The sequence below is a fragment of the Psychrobacter celer genome (genome assembly GCF_016107555.1).
Lineage (GTDB): Bacteria > Pseudomonadota > Gammaproteobacteria > Pseudomonadales > Moraxellaceae > Psychrobacter > Psychrobacter celer.
Map to the genome: position 1 here is coordinate 342,723 of NZ_JABASU010000001.1, position 20,283 is coordinate 363,005.

General features: G+C 46.8%; 17 protein-coding genes. 9 read left to right on the forward strand and 8 right to left on the reverse strand.

Translation table 11 applies throughout. The features are described 5' to 3' along the window. Positions 1-175: 175 nt before the first annotated feature. On the reverse strand, positions 176-733 hold the full coding sequence (locus JFC05_RS01420; protein WP_105243964.1) for a superoxide dismutase family protein: 558 nt from the start codon (positions 731-733) through the stop codon (positions 176-178). Between the two features lie 305 nt (positions 734-1,038). Next, positions 1,039-3,414: an endopeptidase La gene (gene lon, locus JFC05_RS01425; protein ID WP_420850542.1), complete on the reverse strand. Its 2,376-nt coding sequence runs from the start codon at positions 3,412-3,414 to the stop codon at positions 1,039-1,041. Positions 3,415-3,891: 477 nt separating this feature from the next. Between lon and JFC05_RS01430 the strand changes: the two genes are divergently transcribed. Continuing rightward, the gene (locus JFC05_RS01430; protein WP_198335446.1) at positions 3,892-5,265 is read left to right on the forward strand and encodes a Na+/H+ antiporter family protein; all 1,374 of its coding nucleotides are present in this window, start codon (positions 3,892-3,894) and stop codon (positions 5,263-5,265) included. 119 nt (positions 5,266-5,384) lie between these two features. On the opposite strand, the gene JFC05_RS01440 is transcribed toward JFC05_RS01430, so the two are convergent. Further along, a complete protein-coding gene (locus JFC05_RS01440) occupies positions 5,385-6,254 on the reverse strand; it encodes a 5-formyltetrahydrofolate cyclo-ligase (RefSeq protein WP_227697346.1) in 870 nt (289 codons plus the stop codon). Between the two features lie 227 nt (positions 6,255-6,481). Between JFC05_RS01440 and fumC the strand changes: the two genes are divergently transcribed. Further along, complete coding sequence (fumC, locus tag JFC05_RS01445; RefSeq protein ID WP_198335447.1) at positions 6,482-7,882, forward strand: class II fumarate hydratase; 1,401 nt, start codon at positions 6,482-6,484, stop codon at positions 7,880-7,882. A gap of 78 nt (positions 7,883-7,960) precedes the next feature. Here fumC and JFC05_RS01450 read toward each other — a convergent pair whose 3' ends face one another. The 4 genes from JFC05_RS01450 to JFC05_RS01465 form a co-directional block, all read right to left on the reverse strand. Next, positions 7,961-8,773: a MipA/OmpV family protein gene (locus JFC05_RS01450; protein WP_198335448.1), complete on the reverse strand. Its 813-nt coding sequence runs from the start codon at positions 8,771-8,773 to the stop codon at positions 7,961-7,963. Between the two features lie 194 nt (positions 8,774-8,967). Continuing rightward, complete coding sequence (locus JFC05_RS01455; protein ID WP_198335449.1) at positions 8,968-9,837, reverse strand: rhomboid family intramembrane serine protease; 870 nt, start codon at positions 9,835-9,837, stop codon at positions 8,968-8,970. A 140-nt stretch (positions 9,838-9,977) separates the two neighbouring features. Further along, on the reverse strand, positions 9,978-11,168 hold the full coding sequence (locus JFC05_RS01460; RefSeq protein WP_198335450.1) for an alpha-hydroxy acid oxidase: 1,191 nt from the start codon (positions 11,166-11,168) through the stop codon (positions 9,978-9,980). 63 nt (positions 11,169-11,231) lie between these two features. Further along, the gene (locus tag JFC05_RS01465; protein ID WP_198335451.1) at positions 11,232-11,585 is read right to left on the reverse strand and encodes a glutaredoxin family protein; all 354 of its coding nucleotides are present in this window, start codon (positions 11,583-11,585) and stop codon (positions 11,232-11,234) included. Positions 11,586-11,860: 275 nt separating this feature from the next. On the opposite strand from JFC05_RS01465, the gene mtgA reads away from it, so the two are divergent. The 6 genes from mtgA (at position 11,861) to JFC05_RS01495 (ending at position 16,596) form a co-directional block, all read left to right on the forward strand. Continuing rightward, positions 11,861-12,550, forward strand: a complete 690-nt coding sequence (mtgA, locus tag JFC05_RS01470; protein ID WP_198335452.1) for a monofunctional biosynthetic peptidoglycan transglycosylase — start codon at positions 11,861-11,863, stop codon at positions 12,548-12,550. An 86-nt stretch (positions 12,551-12,636) separates the two neighbouring features. After that, the gene (gene ppk1, locus JFC05_RS01475) at positions 12,637-14,796 is read left to right on the forward strand and encodes a polyphosphate kinase 1 (protein WP_227697361.1); all 2,160 of its coding nucleotides are present in this window, start codon (positions 12,637-12,639) and stop codon (positions 14,794-14,796) included. A 266-nt stretch (positions 14,797-15,062) separates the two neighbouring features. After that, positions 15,063-15,251, forward strand: coding sequence for a hypothetical protein (locus JFC05_RS01480; protein WP_198335453.1), 189 nt, complete (start codon positions 15,063-15,065; stop codon positions 15,249-15,251). Between the two features lie 241 nt (positions 15,252-15,492). Then, the gene (locus JFC05_RS01485) at positions 15,493-15,744 is read left to right on the forward strand and encodes a hypothetical protein (protein ID WP_100749811.1); all 252 of its coding nucleotides are present in this window, start codon (positions 15,493-15,495) and stop codon (positions 15,742-15,744) included. A gap of 112 nt (positions 15,745-15,856) precedes the next feature. Beyond that, complete coding sequence (locus JFC05_RS01490; protein ID WP_227697347.1) at positions 15,857-16,294, forward strand: hypothetical protein; 438 nt, start codon at positions 15,857-15,859, stop codon at positions 16,292-16,294. A 71-nt stretch (positions 16,295-16,365) separates the two neighbouring features. Next, positions 16,366-16,596 carry a hypothetical protein gene (locus JFC05_RS01495; protein ID WP_198335454.1) on the forward strand — a complete coding sequence of 77 codons (231 nt, stop codon included), beginning with the start codon at positions 16,366-16,368 and terminating at the stop codon, positions 16,594-16,596. Here the strand turns inward: JFC05_RS01495 and JFC05_RS01500 are convergent, their stop codons facing one another. Next, entirely contained in the window at positions 16,597-17,313 is a 717-nt protein-coding gene (locus tag JFC05_RS01500) for a MiaE family protein (RefSeq protein WP_198335455.1), read from the reverse strand. It abuts the gene before it with no gap. 519 nt (positions 17,314-17,832) lie between these two features. On the opposite strand from JFC05_RS01500, the gene JFC05_RS01505 reads away from it, so the two are divergent. Beyond that, positions 17,833-20,031, forward strand: coding sequence for a malate synthase G (locus JFC05_RS01505; protein WP_198335456.1), 2,199 nt, complete (start codon positions 17,833-17,835; stop codon positions 20,029-20,031). Positions 20,032-20,283 lie beyond the last annotated feature (252 nt).

The following is a 20,283-nucleotide window of genomic DNA, read 5'->3' on the forward strand; positions in this document are numbered from 1 at the left end:
TCCAAACGATAGCCAATCTTCGATACCGATACAGTGAGCGACCTAATAGTCGCGTATCTGATTTATTTGGATTCGATCATACCTTGCGATGTTAATGCCTATAAAAAAACCTCTTAGATGATCTAAGAGGTTTTTTATTAGCAAACAGCTATGTTTTACGACCGAACTACTGCGATTAGGTCTTTTCGATGATACCACATGCCACACGGTCACCTGCATTACCCGCAGGCTGACTGGTATAATCATCAACCCCACTATGCACGATAAAGGCTAAGCGGTTGACACTGTATTTGCCAGCTTCTGCCGCAGAGATTTTTTTGTTGACGTAGTTGATGGTAGCGACACCATCTTCGTTTGCTGTCAAGTTGGGCAGGTCGCCTGCATGGCCATTCATGTCATCAGGGTTTGAGTGCGGTTTGTTGTCTGGATTAAAGTGACCGCCTGCCGCTTTACCCATATTGGCACAGCTGCCTGTCTCGTGGATATGAAGCGATACGGTCTTACCAGGCTGCAAGTTCATCAGCTTACCATATACCTGTACGCCGCCATCTACTGGACGTAAGAATACTTGTCCGACCTCGTTTTGATTACCAGCGACGGCTTTGATGGTAGATTTTAGTGCTGGCTGATTGACAGGATTGCCTGTTTTCATTTGACCTTCGACCGTTTGACAGCCAGTCATGGCAAGAGCCGAACCACATAATAGCGCACCACTAAGCATTAACTTATTCATTATTCTCTCCATTTATATTTATTCGTTGTGATGAATGTCTACTGTTTTCTCAAAGTACTCATGTTTTCTGAGTACTTAAACACTGTACTCAAAAACTGTCCTCAAACACTGCTTAATTGCTCAAGCATTGCTTAATGTCGCAATCAGTATAGCCAAGCATTAGGTATAGTTATTCATCAAATGCGCAACAATCAGTTAATAAATGTAAGTATCGTATGGGTTTAAAAAGCATGAGGCAAAAAAGCCGCCCATCATGACGATGAGCGGCTCTTTAATTTGTAAGATGGGATTAGTAACGAATCAGATTAGTTATGCAGCGCTTTACCAGAGGTTTTATCGACCGTTACTTTGGCAGGCTTGAGTGGCACTGGCATACTGACCAGCGCTACTTTTAATATCTCATCAATTGTCGCCACTGGCTGAATAGTCAAGCCTTCTTTGACCTTATCAGGGATATCGGCCAAATCACGCTCATTACTTTCTGGAATCAAGACATGCTTGATGCCACCGCGATGCGCAGCCAGCAGCTTTTCTTTGAGACCGCCGATACGTAGGATTTTGCCGCGCAAGGTAATCTCGCCTGTCATCGCAATATCTGGACGAATGGCAATGCCAGTTAAGGCAGAGACTAGCGCTGTGGTTAGCGCACCACCAGCCGATGGCCCATCTTTTGGCGTCGCGCCTTCTGGCATATGGACGTGGATATCAGTGGTTTTGACGGTTTCGTAGTCGATACCTAGACTGTCGCCACGCGCCCGCACCACACTCATGGCCGCACGGATCGATTCTTTCATCACATCGCCGAGTGAGCCTGTAAAGCTCAGCTCACCTTTGCCTTTCATCGCCACCGCTTCGATAGTAAGTAGCTCACCGCCCACTTGTGTCCACGCAAGACCAGTCACGCGGCCGATTTCAGGCTCTTCTTCTGCCAGACCGTAGTCGTACTGATGGACGCCTAGATAATCATCGATGTTTTTGTCATCGACCACCACCAGCTCACGCTCTGCTTTTTTCGGTGCGCGGGCGCCATGATTTTCGACCGAACCGCGTACCACTTTGCGGCAGATCTTATTGACTTCGCGTTCAAGGTTACGTACACCCGCTTCACGCGTATAGCTACGCACGATGCTGTGCAGTGCTGCTTCTACAATCTCAATTTCACCTTCTTTAAGGCCATTATTTTTAATCGCTTTTGGTACAAGGTATTTCTGCGCAATATTGACCTTTTCTTCTTCGGTATAGCCCGGCAGACGAATGACTTCCATCCGGTCAAGCAGGGCAGGCGGGATATCCATGCTGTTGGCAGTACAGATAAACATCACTTGCGATAAATCTAAGTCCATATCGAGATAATGGTCGTTAAAGGTATCGTTCTGTGATGGATCTAGCACTTCAAGCAAGGCTGAAGCTGGATCACCACGGAAGTCTTGCGCCATTTTATCAATTTCATCTAGTAAGAATAGCGGGTTTTTGACTTCTACTTTCGCCAGTGACTGCACGATTTTACCCGGCATCGCACCGATATAAGTACGGCGATGACCACGGATTTCCGCCTCATCACGGACGCCGCCAAGCGCCATACGTACAAACTTACGACCCGTTGCGCGCGCAATCGACTCACCCAACGAGGTTTTACCAACACCCGGAGGACCGACTAAACAAAGAATCGGACCACGAAGTTTTTTCACTCGTGATTGTACGGCGAGATATTCTAAGATGCGATCTTTGACATCTTGCAAGCCGTAATGATCTTCGTCTAAGACGGTTTTGGCTTTGTCTAAATTAATCGAAACTTTGGTCGTCGCATTCCACGGCGTGTCCAAAATCCACTCAATATAGTTGCGCACCACTGATGATTCACTCGATGCAGGCGGCATCATTTTTAGCTTTTTCAGCTCTTGCTCTGCTTTTTTGCGCACATCTTCTGGCAAGTCAGCATCTTCTAGACGCTGCTCTAGCTCAGCGACATCATCTTCACCATCGAACGCGCCATCATTCATCTCTGACAGCTCGTTCTTTATGGCTTTCATCTTCTCGTTTAAGAAGTACTCGCGCTGATTGTCTTCCATTTGCTGACGCACGGCATCTTGAATATCTTGCTCGATGTTTTGTTCCGCGCTTTGCTTGACGAGATATTCGGTCAAGGTATTGATATGGGTTTTGATATCGTCTTCTTCTAAAAACGATTGCTTAACCTCAAGATCCATTGACACGCGGGTTGAGATGAAATAGACCAGTTCAAGCAAATCATCGATGCGTTTGGCCACGCGAGTTAGCTCACGCGCATTACGCAGACGAGCATCAGCATAGCCTTCAAACAACGTGGTTAAGGCTTGAATGGTATTTTTTTGCTGGCTCTCATCCATACTGACATCGAGATCAGCACGCTCAAAAGTCGCCATCAAGACGTCGTCTTGGCTGTCTGCATGGTTTTCTATAGCATCGACGCGGGCACGATATTGGCCTTCGATCAGCACCTTGATGCAGTTTTCATCGCTATCATGCGGCATGGTGCTGACGATGCGGCACACGGTACCGTATTGATACAAGTTGTCTTGATCAATGTATTCGGTGAGTGAATCTTTTTGTGCCACGACCAGTACTTTGTTGCCGTACTCCGCCTGCGCCAATTCGACGGCTTTAACGGAGGGTGCGCGACCGACAAATAGAGCAATTTGCATGTGCGGATAGACGACTACATCGCGTAGTGCCAAGAGTGGCAAATGATTGTCTGAGCCATTATCGGCAGTGTTTTTATCAACATTTTGTTCATCAGTATCAGGCGTTGCTGCTGACACATCGATGTCGATATTGTCTTTATCAATATTATAGTCAGTCATATATTCATTCCTTATTCACTAGACTTGTTCAGTCAAGTCAGTGTTTCATGATAGATAAATGGTGTTCTTAGATTAAATTACAAGGCTTATCCTTTAATGCACTATAAATAAGGGCAAGGAAAATGATGACGCGACTTTTGGCTTTAAGACGTGCTTTTAACTTTATTCTGAGCTTTGTCTAGGTATCAGGCTATCGGGTTTTGCGCATAGGCTTTATCGTTAGAATCAGGTAAAATAGCGCCCGTCTTATAGTCAGGTTGATTTTGAATTTTTTGATGAGACGACAAGTAATATTGAGGCTAAATAGGGGCAAAGAGTATGACCATTAATGCGGTGCTACTAGCGGTAGTGATTATGCTTGGGCTGTCACTGGCGCGAGTCCATGTGGTACTCAGTTTGCTCATCGGTGCTATAGCGGGCGGCTTGCTCGCCGGTTTAGGTATCACCGCAACTTTAGAAGCCTTTCAAGAAGGCATCCAAAACGGGGCAGGTATTGCTCTCTCTTATGCATTATTAGGTGCTTTTGCGGTAGCGATTGCGCATTCAGGATTGCCGCAGTCTTTGGCAGGTGCGGTCATTAAGCGTATTGATGCGGGCGGTACCAGTCTCATGATTAAGTACACGCTATTTGCAGGCCTTGTGATGATGAGCTGTTTTAGTCAAAACCTCATTCCCATTCACATTGCCTTTATACCGCTGCTCGTGCCGCCGCTATTGCTCGCCTTTAATCGTATGCAGATAGATCGCCGACTTATTGCTTGTCTGATTACCTTTGGCCTTGTCACCACTTATATGTTTATCCCGTATGGCTTTGGTGATATTTATCTCAACCAAATTATGCTCAAAAACGTCGGTGAAGCCGGTATCGATATTAGCGATATCTCCGTCACTAAGGCGATGGCGATTCCAGCGCTCGGTATGTTTCTTGGCCTTTTGACTGCGGTGTTTATCAGCTATCGTAAGCCGCGCCAGTATCAGCAATTAACGATAGATAAAGACGCTCGCGATGCTGTAATCGATAAAGAGTCCACTAGCGACGACTTGAGTCAAACTGCCACACGTGCGCCCATGCAAGGCAAACTTAAAACGCTTATCGCGCTAGCGGCTATTGTTACCGCTTTTGTGGTGCAGCTGTATACCGACTCGCTGCTCTTAGGCTCGATGTTTGGTTTTGCGGTATTTATGGCGACGGGTGTGGTCAAATGGCGCGAAGCCGATAGCGTGTTTAACGACGGTATCAAGCTGATGGCGATGATTGGCTTTATTATGATTACCGCGCAAGGCTTTGCTGAGGTTATGAAAGCGACAGGGGAGATTGCGCCGCTGATTGATGGTGCGACTAACTTGTTTGCAGGAAATAAAGCGATCGCTGCCTTTGTTATGCTAGGCATTGGTTTAGTAGTCACCATGGGTATTGGCTCGTCGTTTTCTACTATTCCGATTGTGGCGGCTATCTATGTACCGCTATGTATATCACTAGGATTTTCACCACTAGCAACCGTCGCTATTATTGGTACGGCTGGCGCGTTAGGTGATGCAGGCTCGCCCGCGTCCGACTCGACGCTTGGGCCAACGTCTGGTCTGAACGTTGATGGTCAACATGACCATATCAGAGATAGCGTGATACCAACCTTTATTCATTACAATATACCGCTACTGGCGTTTGGTTGGATAGCCGCGATGGTGCTTTGATTCATAATCTAAACTTTGGCAATAGATATAAAAAAGGCGAGTGATTTGATCATCATTCGCCTTTTTTGATTTTTTATAAAGGTTTAATTTACATTTTTCAGTCTGCTGTTCGATGTAAGTCATTTTTCACTGTTATTATCACCCTCATCAAAATCCCCAATCTCACCACCCAAACTATTCAAAAACTCGTCACTCTGCGCCAATAACTCATTCAAACGCGCCTCATTAATAACGCTTGATAGCTCATCAGAACTAAAGTTTTGTTCTTGACTGTAATAAAGCATTTCCCTAGCGTCATCATTGCCTAGTGTTTGTAAATAAGTATCAACCGTATCGGCGCTAGAGGTTTCTAGTTCATACTCATCAATATGAGTGGGTTTAAACCACCTTAAGCCACTTGGCGTAATTAAACCGTCTAACGGCACATCCCATGGTTGACGCTCAAGCTTATCTACCACTTGAAAGTCGTAGCACCAGCCAATTTTTAGCGGCCTTGAAGCGCCAGACTGATAGCTTCTTCCAAGAGTCGTATCATAAAAACCACCACCCATGCCCATACGATTGCCTTGCTTATCTACCGCTACCAGTGGACAGATGATGACGTCCAGTTCTGTTGCCCATAATAAATGCCGATGTCGGTTTTGCGGCATCCCTAAACGATGAATATAGGTCGGTACGTTGATAAGTTTTGAGTGATAAATGGGCACAAAGCGCAAGCGTTTATCGTCGTCTCCTTTATTGTCACGACCGAGCGAGCCGACCACTGGCAGATATGCCCGGTAGCCTGAGCGCTGACACCAGTCCAATAGTGGCTGAGTAGGAAGCTCACCAAAGCCATCATAATATAAGCCAATACGAGCACGCGGAGGCAAGCGTTGTTGCAATTTAACCAAGTGCAAACTTGCCATGCGTGCGTATTGTCTGCGCTCACCACCTGTTAGTTGGCGGCGCAGGCGAGTAAACTGACGTCTAGGTGGATTGGTTGTCATAATAGTATTTACAGTATTGGTTAAAAAGATGTGTGGCGATCAATCACTTTTACTTAGTATCTATTTGTTCAGTGTCTAGTAAGTATAAATACTCGCATCGGCTTGGAGAAATTTATGATAAGCCATGCTATCATAACCTCACTTTACAGCCTATTTTCCTTATGTGCAGCTTTAGTTGCACTTTTTATGATAAACCATTTATTAACTACTAATAAAAGAGGATCGTTATGTCACAAAATCAGGCCACCCGTACCGAAAAAGACACCATGGGCAATGTCGAAGTCCCAGCAGACGCTTATTGGGGCGCGCAAACCCAGCGTAGCCGTGAGAACTTCAAAATCGGTGGCGAGACCTTGCCGCGTCCGATGATTGAAGCGATGGCATTAGTCAAAAAGGCCGCTGCGATTACTAATGCTAGCCTAGAGCGTATCGAAGGCGATAAGCGTGACCTTATCGTGCAAGCCGCTGACGAAGTCATCAACGGCGGTCTTACCGATCAGTTTCCATTAGTGGTTTGGCAGACGGGTTCGGGTACACAGTCAAACATGAACATGAACGAAGTGCTTGCTAACCGTGCCAATGAAATCGCAGGCTCTGAGCGTGGCACTTACGCACCGATTCATCCTAACGATCACGTCAATCACGCTCAGTCTACTAATGACAGCTTCCCAACGGCGATTCGTGTCGCTGCTGCGCGTCAGATCAATAGCCTACTTATCCCAGCGGTAAAAGCATTACGTGATACGCTTGATGCCAAAGCCAAAGAGTTTGACAGCATTGTTAAAATTGGTCGTACGCATCTACAAGACGCGACGCCTTTGACCTTAGGTCAAGAATTTAGCGGCTATGTCAGCCAACTTGACCACGCGTTGACTCGCATCGACAATGCGCTACAAGGCTTATATGAATTACCACTAGGCGGCACTGCAGTAGGTACAGGTCTAAACGCCCACCCTGACTATGCAGTAAAAGCAGCTGAGCAATTAGCTGAGCTAACGGGCTTACCATTTGTCACATCCCCGAATAAATTTGAAGCACTAGCGGCGCGTGATGCCGAAGTATTTGCTTCTGGCGCACTCAAAACCCTAGCAGGTAGCCTCAATAAAATCGCTAACGACGTACGCTGGCTCGCTTCAGGTCCTCGTTGTGGTCTTGGCGAGCTGACCATTCCAGAAAACGAGCCAGGCTCATCTATCATGCCAGGTAAAGTAAACCCAACGCAGTCAGAAGCAATGACCATGGTTGTGGCGCAAGTGATGGGTAACGACACGACTATCAGCATGGCGGGCGCGTCAGGTAACTTTGAGCTAAATGTGTATAAGCCTGTGATTGCCTTCAACCTATTGCAATCTATCAAGCTACTGGGCGATGCGTGCAACAGCTTTAACGAAAACTGCGCCGTCGGTATTGAGCCAGTCAAAGAAAAAATCGATGACTTCTTGCATAATTCGCTCATGCTGGTGACGGCATTGAACCGTCATGTCGGTTATGAAAATGCAGCGAAAATCGCTAAGACCGCGTATAAAGAAAACAAAACGCTCAAGCAAGTTGCCGTTGAGCTGGATCTAATGACCGAAGCGCAGTTCGATGAGTGGGTCACTCCTGCTGATATGGTGCATCCTAAGTAAGTTATTTAAGACTTCTTAGAATAGAAAAAGACCTTGTCATTTGGCAAGGTCTTTTTGTTATCAAACATCTAAGCTGAATTAAAACTTATAAAGCAAACCAAGCGTCGTCGTAGCATCAGTACGCGAGTTGACCATTGGGCTGTCTTTTTGCTCATTTGGCAGATAGCTTAAGCTTTGGTTGGCAAAGCCTGCCCAGCGCTCATTGAAGTCATAGTTGGCACTGATATTGATATAAGGGTTTAAGCTTGAATTGGATTTATAAGCAGCAATGCCGGTCTTGGCAGATTCTTCTTCACTAACGCCATAATAATACTCGTTGTAATCTGCATCATGATACTCAAATCCTGCACTCGGATAGACGGTGAGCTTACCTTGAGTGATACGCGCCAGATAAGTCAGCCGCGCTGTGTTGCCGCCGCTACGATCCAATACGTCTGTTGCGATCTGCGCACGAAAACCCCCAACTGGCGTACGACGTAAATACGTCAAACCTGCCGCTGCCGAGGCTTTACGTTCATCTAGTCCTTGTAGCGCGCCGCGGGCATCATCAGGGTCAAACTCGCTACCAGACAGCTGCGCGTATGCCGAGAGCTGATTGGTACCATCATTGATGAGATAAGCACCAGCTTGAGCGCCGCGCGCATAGACTCTGTTGTTGTCATAAAACACGCCCGGCAGCACGCGTATATCAGTGCTGTCTTCCATATCATAGGCTGGATTGACGGCCATGACGTTGACGCCGACGCTAAGTACCGCGTCTGGATCGGTCGGTAAGTTGTTTTTAAAAATCGCGGCATGAGACATGCTGGCGACAGCCAGTAAGGCAGTAGCTGCCAAAGCGTTAAAGGTCATACGTGTAGCGACATGGGGTAGCGCAGATACATTAGACATGGTTTTTTTCTCATCAGTGGTTGGACTAGTAAATGGTGAAACAATTAAACGATATCGTCAAAATTTGAGCAAATAAAGATAAGCAAGATAAGTAAAAAAGTGCTGGTAAATAAATTGCACAAGCTGTTGGCACGCAGGCTGTTATCAACACTAGTCGTAGTGACGAATAGCCACGGCGCGCTACTCAATGAGCGCTATTCAATGGCGGCGAGCACTTGTAGTAGCTGCTGATGCATGTCTTGCCACCAGTAGGCAAAGCCAATACTCATGACGAGCATCACAAGCCAAGGGAGCATCTGCCATCGTATCGCAGGTTTTTTTGCCTTATTTGAGTCAGCAGGGTGATGACTATTATGATAGTTATTATACCCTGTATGCTGCTGATAAGTGGGATGGATGTGCAAGCTTGCATCAAAAGGCAGGCTTATTTGTGTGGCCTTGGCACGCTGACGATAGGCAATGGCAAAGGCCAGTGCAATCACCAAACCTGTCACCGCGCCGCCGATATGACCAGCATTGTCGATACCAGGGACAGCAAAACCATAGACCAAATTGATACCCATAATAAATATCAAACTTTTGAGATTAAGGACAAGGCCGTTGACTGAGATTTTGAATAAGGCGGCGATGAGTAAGGCCGCCCCGATACCCATGATGCCACCAGAGGCACCTGCCGATATGCCAGGCTGTCCCGTGCCATCTAAAATCCCTTGCCAAGTGACATAGTTATTGAGTAAGTTGCCACCGATGGCCGCCAATAAAAACAACGCCAAAAACTTCGCGGAGCCAAACATCGGCTCGGCCACCTGACCGAAAAAATACATGGCAAACCCATTAAACAATAGATGCATCAAACCAATATGCAAAAACGCACTACTGAGCAGCCGCCATGGGTCGTCAGTCATGGTAAAGGGCAGCGCATTGGCGCCCCATTTGAGCAAATCCTCAGTCGAGGGGTTATTGGCATCGACGCCTGTCAGCACCTGCAGGAGAAACAGCCCAATAAAGCTGATTAACAGTAAGGTGGTCACAGGTGCTGTCTTTAACAGTTGTTGTATGGTCATAAGCGCCAGTTTTATTGACAAGTTATAAATAGAATAAATAAGCAGTAGAGATAACGATAAATAAAGCACAAAGACGATGCGTAGAGCAAGTCGTTTGCCAGCGTGCCCGTTTGTCAAACGGCGCTTGTATCAAAAGCCAATCAGCCATCATGGCTCACTTTGAGGTTTTCGTACGTGCCTTTCACTAAGATGTCTTTTGTGACTGTGTTGATATCGGTATGACCACAAAATGCCATACTAATATCGCACTCGTTATAGATAAGCTCAAGCGCGCGGCGCACACCATCTTCGCCATAAGCGCCTAGCCCATACAGAAAAGCGCGGCCAATCATCGTGCCTTTTGCGCCCAAGGCGATGGCTTTTAGGACGTCTTGACCTGAGCGAATCCCGCTATCGAGCCACACCTCGATGTCGCTGTTTTCGGCATGGACTGCCTGTACGATGTCAGAGAGGGCAGAGATAGAAGACAGCGCCCCGTCCAACTGACGACCGCCATGGTTGGAGACGACCAGCGCATCGGCACCGCTACGGGCGGCGAGTATCGCATCTTCAGGCTCCATGATACCCTTTATAATCAGCTTACCGCCCCACATGTCTTTGATACGCGCCACATCGTCCCAGCTCAGACGCGGATCGAATTGCTCTGCCGTCCAAGCAGAGAGTGATGACAGATCCTCAACATTTTGTGCATGACCGACGATATTACCAAACGTGCGACGTTTGGTGCCGAGCATATTCATGCACCACTGCGGCTTGGTCATTAGGTTTAGGATATTGGTCAGTGTCGGTTTGGGCGGGGCAGAAAGTCCATTTTTGATGTCTTTGTGGCGCTGGCCGAGTACTTGCAAGTCGGCCGTTAAGATAAGCGCAGAGCAATTGGCGGCTTTGGCACGGCGAATCAGATTGGCCATAAAGTCTTGATCGCGCATGACGTATAGCTGAAACCAAAACGGCGCGGCGGTGTTTTCTGCCACATCCTCGATAGAGCAAATACTCATGGTCGATAGTGAAAAGGGCACGCCAAATTTTTCAGCGGCGCGTGCGGCATGTATCTCACCATCGGCCCACATCATGCCAGTAAACCCCGTTGGGGCGATGGCTACAGGCATCTTGACTGGCTCACCGATCATACTCGTTGCCAGACTGCGATTATCCATATCGACCAATACGCGCTGGCGCAGCTTGATACGGTCAAAGTCAGTCTCGTTATTACGATAGGTGGTCTCAGTCCACGAGCCTGAATCGACATAGTCATAGAACATACGCGGCACTTTACGCTCAGCGACACGGCGCAAATCTTCAATATCGGTCACTTTTTTTAATTCAGTCATCTTTTTTAACTCCGGCAATTTTTTAATGTTGGGTGTGAGGCGTTTATAGATGTCTTGTTATTATTATGGCAAGCTGTCTTGCGACGGCGCAGACATAAATAACTGCTGCAAATCCAGCACCGAAAACGGATAATTTAAGCGTACTGTCGGTGTGATTATCACAGGAATGGTAGTGGCAAATGTCATCATCAGCGGCTCATCGAAGTCGGCAATATCGACATACTGATAGGTCAGCCGTTGTACGGTTTGAAACTGCGCGATGACTTGTTCAGCGACATCACACAGATGGCAGCCTGTGGTGCCAAGTAGCCACCAGTTATCGATATTTTCACTAGTGTCAAGGCTAGGGTTGGCGGCTACTATGCGTGCCCGCAGCTCTGCTATATCCTGCTCTGCTATATTATTATCATAATCCATGTTTATACTCGTGCTCTATTGTTTATATCTAACGTTCTACTGCTGGCGCTTGTTTTTATGTGGGTGGCAACCGCTTCGTTTATTTGGATGGGTCATAAAAAAGCTTATTGTAAAAAGCTTATATTGCATTGTGCTACTGACATGATAAAGAAATGGGGTAAATAATGACAGCGATTATGAGATTAGGTAAGATGACCTGCTATTTGAGTTAACTGCTTGGGCTGTTTTTGGATAAGCGGCTACCTTTTATCTTTTCAATCACTTGGATATCGCGCATGGCAAGTTTTGGCACATTTATCAAACGAGTATTTTTGGCGTTCATGTTGTTGGTCGTGGTTTTTCATGTTTTGGTCGCAGGGCTATTATTGATTTGGAAAACCCAGCCTATTAACAACAGCATGTTTATGCTGACCCATCGTCTGACCGGCGGCGAGGTCACCCAAGAGTGGGTAGAATATGATCAAATTGCCAAATCTGCCAAGCAAGCAGCGATCGTCAGTGAAGACGCAACCTTTAGCGAGCATAATGGCTTTGATTTAAAGGGTATCGAGGCTGCACGCAAAAAAAACGAAGAAACAGGCAAGATGTCGGCTGGCGGCTCGACCATCACGCAGCAGTTGGCCAAAAACCTGTTTTTGACCGCGCATCGCTCCTATATTCGTAAAGGCGAAGAGGCGATTATCACCGTGATGATAGAGACGTTGTGGGACAAACAGCGTATTTTGACCGCTTATCTTAACGTGGCTGAGTTTGGCGATGGTATTTACGGTATCGAGGCGGCTGCACATCACTATTTTAATAAAACTGCGGCCAATCTCAACCGTGACGAGTCCGCGCTGCTCATCAGTATGCTGACCAATCCAAAATACTATGAAAACAACCAAGGTGATAGACGGCTACGTAACAAACAGCGTATCATCAAAAAACGCATGAAAAATGCAGTCTTACCACAATCAGCATCATGACGTATCGAGAAGGCAAAAGGAGTAGGGACGTGGCAGATACCAAAAGCAATGATAAGCAGCATCAGACTGACAATAGCGCCGCCGTGATGAGCATAAACGATGGGGCGCATGGGAAAAAAGAGGATGATCTCGTCCACATCGCATGGCAGCGGTTTGAAGATGGCAGTTATTCACCCAGCAGTTATATCAATCGCGACCTGTCTTTGTTGCAGTTTCATCTGCGTGTGTTAGCGCAGGCAGCCAGTCCTCGTCACCCACTGCTTGAGCGCTTGTTTTTTCTCATTATTTTTTCATCAAATATCGATGAGTTTTTTGAGATTCGCGTTGCCGGTATCATGCAAAAGCTCAATATCGGTGATGTGTCGACCAGCGCGCACGGTATGCGGCCCAGTGAAGTGCTCAATGACATCTCTGCTGTGGCACATGAAGCCATCGCTGAGCAGTATCGCATTCTCAATGAAGACATCTTGCCTGCGCTGGCCAAAGAAGACATCCGTTATCTCAAACGCGATGAGCTAAATAGCGAGCAGTCGGCATGGATGAAGCGCTATTTTACCGAACAAGTCTCGCCTGTACTGACGCCGATTAGTATTGATCCTGCCCACCCGTTTCCGCGTTTGGTCAATAAAAGCCTCAACTTTATCGCTACCCTAGAGGGCAAAGATGCCTTTGGTCGTGATATCAATCTCGCCATCGTTCCCGCGCCGCGCAGTCTCCCACGCGTCATACGCTTACCTGATGAGCTGACTGGCGGCAAAGAGCATCACGTCATGCTATCGGCCATTATTCATGAGCATATTGGCGAGCTGTTTCCGGGGATGAATGTCACCGGCTGTCATCAGTTTCGACTGACGCGTAATGCGGACTTAGACCTAGCGGACGATGTCGAGGATATCGCCAAAGCGTTAGAGGGTGAGCTTGAAAACCGCCGCTTCGGTGATAAGGTGCGCCTTGAGGTCACCACCGACTGCCCAACGCCCATCAGCGACTATCTGCTCAATGAGTTTGAGCTGCACGACAATCAGCTGTACCGTGTCAACGGGCCGGTCAACCTCACGCGTTTATTGTTCGACTTTAATATACCAGCACTGCGCTATCAGCCCTTTACGCAAGCGATACCCAAAGCGTTTCGCCGCGAAGAAAAAAAGCTGGACAAAACCAGTAGCATGTTTGCTGCCATGCGCAAAAGCGATGTACTGGTGCATCACCCTTTTCATTCATTCTCGCCTGTCGTCAACCTATTATGGCAAGCCGCCAACGACCCAAAAGTTTTGGCAATCAAGCAAACACTGTACCGTTCAGGAACCAATTCAGAAATCGTTAAAGCGCTGGCCGCTGCTGCTCGAAATGGCAAAGAAGTCACTGCCGTCATCGAGCTGCGCGCCCGTTTTGATGAAGCCTCAAACATCGCAGTCGCCAATTATCTACAAGAAGCAGGGGCGGTGGTGGTGTATGGCATCGTCGGCTACAAAACCCATGCCAAACTGATGCTAATCATACGCCGCGAGGATGATCGCATTCGCCGCTATGTACACCTAGGGACAGGTAACTACCATGCCGCCAATGCTAAGGTCTATACCGACTACGGCTTGTTTACCGCCGATCCTGATATCTCAGAAGACGTGCACAAGATATTCCAGGAGCTAACGGGTATGGGCAAGCCTGCCAATCTCAAAAAACTACTGCATGCGCCCTTTACCTTGCATGATAAGTTGATGAGCTTTATCGATGATGAGATCGCTCACGCAAAGGCAGGCAAACGTGCTCATATCATGGTCAAGGTCAATGCTCTGACGGAGCGTCGCCTGATCGCCAAGCTCTATGACGCCTCTCAAGCAGGGGTAAAAATCGAGCTGATTTTGCGCTCAATGTGCTGTTTGCGTCCACAGGTCAAAGGTTTGTCGGAAAACATCACGGTACGCTCGGTGATTGGCCGGTTTTTAGAGCACACGCGCATTTACTATTTTTATAATAACGGTGATGAGCGTCTGTATTGTGGTAGTGCCGACTGGATGGATCGTAACTTGTTTCACCGCGTCGAAGTGGCGTTTCCGATTGAAGATAAAAAACTGTTTCAGCAGATATATCAAGATGGCTTGATTAACTACTTACAAGACAATACCCAAGCGTGGACACTCAATGGCGACGGCGTCTGGCAGCAACTACAGCCCGCTGCTGGTACGCCGCCACATGCTGCCCAAGAGCATTTATTAACGCTCATCAACGGGGTAGAGGCGTCGTCTTAACAGCCCTCTAATACTGACTCAAACCAAACGCTGGCTATACTGGCGTTTGGTTTTTTTTGTGGGTGCATTTGGGTACTGTTATTTGCATGCTGCTGGCAGGAAGTTACAAACTGTCTTGTAACCTCACATTTATTCACACATTGATACCGCAGCACACTGGTGTCTGGCCGAGCCTTGTTTCTATAATAAAAATACACTCAATCATAAAAGCATAGAACGTAAACGTAAAAGTCAATCATAAAAACATAGGAAAAGAGGAAGCATCTATGAGTAATCACGATACGACGCCTGATAATTCTGATACAAAATCAGACATCAAAAAAGCAGCCGAACAGGCAGACAGTCAAAAGATCCAGCAAAACCTCAAAGAAGATAAGAAAGTCGATGCACCTGAACAGCTAAGCGAAGAAGAGCAAACCGCCTTTATCGAAGAGGATTTGCGTACCGATAAATAAGAGGATAACAAATAACAGGATAAATAGTTATTCCACTTGGTAGGGCGTGTCGTCATTTTAAAAATGGTGATAAAAATGAGATAAGTCGCCGTCAAACAAGGAAGATAGCGCAGGTAATATGGAGATATTAGTTAGCTATTTGACAGCGTTTGGCCAGATCTAGCCATTTTTTAGCCCATTTAGATGACTATCGATTGAATTGAGGACACGTCTACGCCAATACATACGTGAGGGATATAGCATGTCAGACAATACACGCCCGAATAATGAAGAAGCAGTACCGATCCACGACCCTGCCATCAAGCAGCCAGACAACCCAAAAGGCAGCTATGAAGGCCGAAAATACCAGCCAAATATAGATGGGCCAGAGCAAGCCTCACAGGAGACAGACGAGGTCTATGTCGACCCGCGCAAAGAAGAAAACCTACCTGATGGCGGCAAAAACGTGGCTGATCTCAATGCTCATGATTTGAGCCAAAAAGGCAACGAATAATTCGTTGTCAATGTAGGTTAGACCTATATAAGCTATTGTGAGACATAAGGTCGAGTGTTGAGCACGTTATTTCGTGGCCATGCAAAAGAAGTACTACGAACATCAAATATTAATGAAAAACAATAACGATAAAAAAGACAAGGATGAGATGATGAAAACCAAAGATCCAGCATTAACCAAAACGCCTATAGATAATCATAAAGATCATAAAGACGCGCTTCGTCGCCACGATATGAGCAATAATGGCAAAAAAAATGATATTGAAAATCATGAGATTGAAGAGAACACGACAGAGAATAAAGGCACAGATACCTTTGAAGAGGGCATCGTAGAGACAGAGCATGTCAATGACGATGATAACCCTGCGCGCCAGCCAGATCGACGTGATCAACAAGGTACTGCGTTTGATGATAACGTCAATGAAAGGACCGTCAGTAGCGAAGCCCCTGATAGCCACAAGATTAACAATAAAAATCGCTATGCCACTGTCGATAATGCCCAGACACGGGTGTTAAACCCTGACGAAAAAGATCATAAAAAAGACAGATAGTTTTTTTATGATCTAAGGCACATCCTTCATTCACTTGATTTACTTTCATCTTTCTATTATAAGGAAATGCTATGAATAACCCCAATGATCACTCATTAAAATCAGCAGAGACAGCGCAGTCAAAAAAACACCAGCAACATGAACTAAAAGATGCTGACGACAATGACGGTATCGTGCCTGATGATGCGCTGCAAAAAGCCAATCCTGCGGCTGCAGAGCGTGTCACAGATGATCACGACCCGCATCACGTCGCCAAAGACCATAAACAGTACGATAGCCCGCTGATGGAAGACAATAAATAGTTAAGCGGGCGAGCCACTATGGAACCGTAGCTCGGTATCAGGGCTGGTGATAAGCTCTGCTTCTACTTCTCTAAAAAATGCCACTCGCTCATCGATATTCTCTGTCGATAGTGACTGTGCCAATGCCAAATAATCCTCAAAATGACGACTTTCTGACTTGAGCAAATAGCGATAGTATTTTGCCAATCGCTCATCATCAATCACCTCAGCCAATGCCGCAAAGCGCTCACAGGAGCGCGCTTCGATAAACGCGCCGATGATCAGCACGTCAATCATTGCCGCAGGCTCATAAGTGCGCTTATGCTTGAGCATGCCTTTGGCATAGCGCCCCGCACTCAAGTACCGCCATTCTTGACCGCGCTCATTCATGATACCCAGCACTTGCTCATAGTGCAGCATCTCCTCACGTATCAGCTGCGCCAATTTACGCTGCAAATCATAAGAAAACTCATAGCGAAACAGTAGGTTCATCGCGGTGCCAGCGGCTTTTTTTTCGCAGTTGGCATGATCTTGAATGATCAAAGGTAGGTCAGCGGTAGCGGCGGCTACCCAATCTGGCGTGGTACGTGCGCCCAAAAAACCATAAACTGCAGATAAATCTACTTTGTTCGGTGTGCGCAGCTGCGAGATATCTACACTGTCTTCTTTTGTACTGCTTTCTACTGTAGTGTCGTCATTTATAGCATGGGAATTGGTTGGCATGGTCGGTTTACTCATAGTCTGTGTCATGGTCAAAAAGTATTGGATAAGGTAAAAGGTTGTTTTAAAGGTTTGGGTTTGTCGCCTGAGCTTATTAACTATCGTTTTTATACGGAGCTGACTATATAAAAGCTTAAGAAAACGATCACCACGATTTGAGGATAAACAGCCTTAGCGCTGATAGGCTGTAGGGTATCATTATTATACAACCCCGGTATTTACTTGGTGAATGGTGTTTTCTTGTTTATTTCTTTATTTGATAGTAGGATGATATTTTGTTTAGGCGGCATTTTGTTTGATGACTCAATAAAGGAGCGATCAAGGAGCGATGAGCGCCCGCTCGAGATGGCAAACATTATAACAACTGCCAGCGCGATATAAAGCAGATATCACTATCGACGAAAAGGCACAGTCATCACGCAGATCACCCGCTCATATCAAGGACGCGCCATTTTAGAGAAATGCACGTCATCTACTACCGCTATAGTGGTAGCAACTTCGTAGGTACACCCATCACAGATAGATAAGGATAACAGCATGAGCCAATCTTCTAACGCCAATCGGATTCAAAAAGGTATTCTTGCCATCGACCAGCAGTTGTATGACTTTATCGAAAACGAAGTGCTGCCAAAAGTCGGTGTGGACTCAGACAGTTATTGGTCAGGTTTTGAAAAAGTCATCAAAGAGTTCACGCCGCGCAACAAAGCGCTGCTTGCGACTCGTGACAGCATTCAAGCGCAAATCGATCAATGGCATCTAGACAATCCTGCCAAAGAAGGTGAGGTTGACTTCCCAGCTTACAAGGCTTTTTTGCAAGAAATTGGCTATTTGTTACCAGAAGGCGATGACTTTACGGTAAGCACCCAAAACGTCGATGACGAGATTGCTCATATTGCAGGTCCACAGCTAGTCGTCCCCGTACGCAACGCGCGCTATGCGCTAAATGCCACCAACGCCCGTTGGGGTAGCTTGTACGATGCTTTATATGGCACCGATGTCATCAGCGATGAAAATGGTCAAGAAGCAGGCAGCAGCTATAATCCCACGCGCGGCGCGGCCGTTGTCGCTTATGCCAAAGCCTTTTTGGACGAGCATTTTGCGCTAGCCTCAGGCTCTTATACCGATGTCACAGGCTTTAAAGTCGTCGATGGCAAGCTGGAAGTCAAGCTAGGCGATAGTAGCACTGAGCTAAAAGACGCCGAAAAATTCGTCGGTTATGTCGGCGAGGCAGATAGCCCCTCTGGTATTTTGCTCAAAAACAATGGCCTACACGCAGAGATTCAAATCGATGCCAGTCATCCAGTAGGTAAAGATGACCCAGCAAACATCAAAGACGTACTATTAGAGTCCGCCATTACCGCGATTCAAGACTGCGAAGATTCAATCGCTGCGGTCGATGCCGAAGAAAAAGTCGAAGTGTATCGCAATTGGCTAGGTTTGATGAATGGCGATTTGCAAGAAACGTTTGAAAAAGGTGGTAAAACTCGTACCCGTAAGCAAAACCCAGATCGTGAGTACACCACACCAGAGGGCGGCACACTGATCTTACCCGGTCGCTCACTGCTTTTGATTCGTAACGTTGGTCACTTGATGCAAAACCCAGCGATTTTGGTCGATTTGGGCAATGGTCAAGAGCAAATCTTTGAAGGCTTGATGGATGGATTGATCACACCGCTGTTGACGCTAAACGATCTAAAAGGCAAAAACGCGCTATCAAACTCACGCAAAGGCTCTATGTATATCGTCAAGCCAAAAATGCATGGCCCTGATGAAGTCAAAATGGCCAATGATTTGTTTAATGCGGTAGAGGATTTGCTCGGTCTAGAGCGCCATACGCTCAAGATAGGTATCATGGATGAAGAGCGCCGCATGACGGTAAACCTAAAAGAAGCCATCCGTCAAGCCAAAGAGCGCGTTATCTTTATTAATACCGGCTTCTTGGATCGTACAGGCGACGAGATGCATACCAGTATGAATGCTGGCCCATTTGTACCAAAAGGCGAGATGAAGTCGCAAGCATGGCAGCCCGCCTATGAGCAGTGGAACGTCGATATCGGCCTAGAAACTGGCCTGCAGGGTGTGGCGCAGATTGGTAAAGGGATGTGGGCCAAGCCTGATGAGATGAAAGAGATGCTAGAGACCAAGGCGGCGCATCCAAAATCTGGTGCCAGTACCGCTTGGGTACCATCACCGACAGGCGCCACCTTACATAGCATGCATTATCATCAAGTCAATGTCGCCGAGGTACAAGACAGCCTAAAATCACGCGAGCGTGCTAGCCTAGACGATATCTTGACCATTCCATTGGCCAAAGACACCAACTGGACAGAGGAAGAGAAGCAGCAAGAGCTGGACAACAACGCGCAGGGTATCTTAGGGTACGTGGTACGCTGGGTAAACCAAGGCGTCGGTTGCTCAAAAGTGCCTGACATCAACGATGTGGGCCTGATGGAAGACCGTGCGACTTTGCGTATCTCAAGCCAGCATATCGCCAACTGGTTGCATCACGGTGTGGTCAGCGAGCAGCAAGTCATGGATACCATGAAGCGTATGGCGAAGATCGTCGATGAGCAAAACGCCGGCGACAGTAGCTATCAGCCTATGGCAAACAACTTTGAGCAGTCTTATGCCTTTAAAGCGGCCTGTGACCTCGTCTTTAAAGGACGCGAGCAGCCAAGCGGCTATACTGAGCCACTATTGCACCAAGCACGCTTGGATCTAAAAGCCAACGTCTAAGCCTGTGTGCATCGCTATCCCTTACATCGACATAAAAGCTGTGTCGATGCATGTATATATTGCGACATGGCTATATTGACCCGGTGTCGATAGTAGATAGTGATAATGCTATTTCGCTTATAAGCGCTACTTATCAGTGAATAAGTAGCGCTTTATTTTTGTACGCAATACAGGGGGCATAATCGAATGGTTTGTCAGGTGTAATGGACAAAATTCATGCTAAAAAGTAGAAGGTAGTCGCTAATGGACATA